The following is a 1560-nucleotide window of genomic DNA, read 5'->3' as shown; positions in this document are numbered from 1 at the left end:
GCGCGTTCAGCCTCGGTTGTCCACGCCCACATCGCAAGGCGCGCCTAACCCGACCTACAAAACTTAACTTAATGGCACTGGGGGAAGGATCAGGTTAAAAAATGGGTGTCCTTTTCTTTGCTCGTCCTTTTCTTTGCTCGCCACCCAGACCGGAATGACGAACGACTGGCTCAAAAGCCAGGGGTTGATCTCCGTGCGTGATCGCTGGATGAAGGCGCATGGCTATACGTGAGATCCTTGTGTGCTCCCTTCTCGTGAACCGCCTCGTGCGGACCCGCTTGCTCGGTGGTGGGGGGAGGGCGGGTTAAATACCCGCCCTTACCCGATTAGGCGCTGCCTCTTTATTGCTCTGCAAATGGATTTACGACAGTTACGTTTCCATATTTTTGGCCGAGACTAAGATCTTCGCTGTACAACTTCGTTGCACCAATATTTTCAGCGGCCGCAATGATTGCACCATCCCAGTAGGAAGTCTGGTAGCGAACACTGGTTTGTACACCTGCTTTCACGAGATTAGAATCAACAGAAACGCATGGAAATACTTCAAGCTGTTCAATCCATTGCAGTGCCTGCTCTGGTGTAAGTCGAACCTCCAACTTTCGTGTAACAGTGACATAGAACTCCTGAAGAACCTGAGCGGAAAGTGCAAAATTCTCAGTGTCAATAAGCTCCAAGGCCCGATCACGCTTGGCCTTGTTAACCTCATCGCAAGTCGCAGCGTAGACCAAAACATTAGTATCAACAAAAGAATCAACGCTCATACAAGTCGTCTCGTGTCCAAGACTTTGAACCTATTCGAGCACCAGTTTGAACGCTCAATTCCCTTATTTTCAACCGAGCCTTTTGTACTGTGCTTTCACGATTCGCAATCTCAATGAGGTATTTCTGAATCAGACTATTTACAGATGAATTATTTTTAGCCGCATACATTGCGACCATCGATAACACTTGGTCATCGATACTCAATGTAAGGTTTTTCATAATATACACTTTACCTTTATATATCTTAAATTGTCATAGAAACTAATGGCGACATCGACATAGCGCCAGCATAAGCTTTCATGCCGGTCGGTTTGATGTTTTTATTGTCCCAGCACGCTAGTCCAAAACTATGCACTTTAGTGCAAGGCTTTAGCTGCTACACAAGTAGGCTACAATTGGCTAATGAGTGACCAAAGACGTGGTAGTCATACCGTTAGCATTTTAATGGTCCATTAAGAAAACGATATTGGGGAAAGCATTTTTGGGCGATAGGGTATGGTGCCTGGACAACAGGAAATGTGACAGATGAAATGGTTCAAGAATACTTGGAACATCACCGTCATCCATCCAACAAGGATTCAGGAAACATTATCTTAGAATGATTTGGGACTTTCAGTCCAGGAGCAACCTATGCACTTTAGTGCATAGTGGTTGAGTCTCTCTACGGAGAATCTGGCGCATGATCAGATAAATGTCTTCCGCACTATTTACGGTGACTTTCTGTTGCTTGCTTAATTTGACTTCCATTGCGGGGCCTTTTATAGAAGGGCTAACATTGCAAATCGGCTCCCCAAAAAG

The 1560-nt window shown here is 45.6% G+C and carries 3 protein-coding genes and 1 pseudogene; 1 reads left to right on the top strand and 3 read right to left on the bottom strand.

Annotation, left to right across the window (positions count from 1 at the left end):
• Positions 1-341: 341 nt before the first annotated feature.
• Positions 342-761 (bottom strand): PIN domain-containing protein, encoded by a 420-nt coding sequence (locus BQ17_RS03675; RefSeq protein ID WP_089724404.1) that lies wholly within the window; start codon positions 759-761, stop codon positions 342-344.
• Positions 751-981: a DUF6364 family protein gene (locus tag BQ17_RS23930; RefSeq protein WP_369406455.1), complete on the bottom strand. Its 231-nt coding sequence runs from the start codon at positions 979-981 to the stop codon at positions 751-753. The genes BQ17_RS03675 and BQ17_RS23930 overlap by 11 nt, the downstream gene beginning before the upstream one ends.
• A gap of 233 nt (positions 982-1214) precedes the next feature.
• On the opposite strand from BQ17_RS23930, the pseudogene BQ17_RS03670 reads away from it, so the two are divergent.
• Positions 1215-1364 (top strand): annotated as a pseudogene (locus BQ17_RS03670) (transposase); the annotation flags it as partial.
• A 10-nt stretch (positions 1365-1374) separates the two neighbouring features.
• On the opposite strand, the gene BQ17_RS22345 reads toward BQ17_RS03670, so the two are convergent.
• A partial coding sequence (locus BQ17_RS22345; RefSeq protein ID WP_218068062.1) for a hypothetical protein occupies positions 1375-1560 on the bottom strand: 186 nt, incomplete at its 5' end.

Source organism: Candidatus Thiosymbion oneisti (genome assembly GCF_900092655.1).
Classification (GTDB): domain Bacteria; phylum Pseudomonadota; class Gammaproteobacteria; order Chromatiales; family Chromatiaceae; genus Thiosymbion; species Thiosymbion oneisti.
This window is presented reverse-complemented; position numbering and strand designations above follow the sequence as displayed.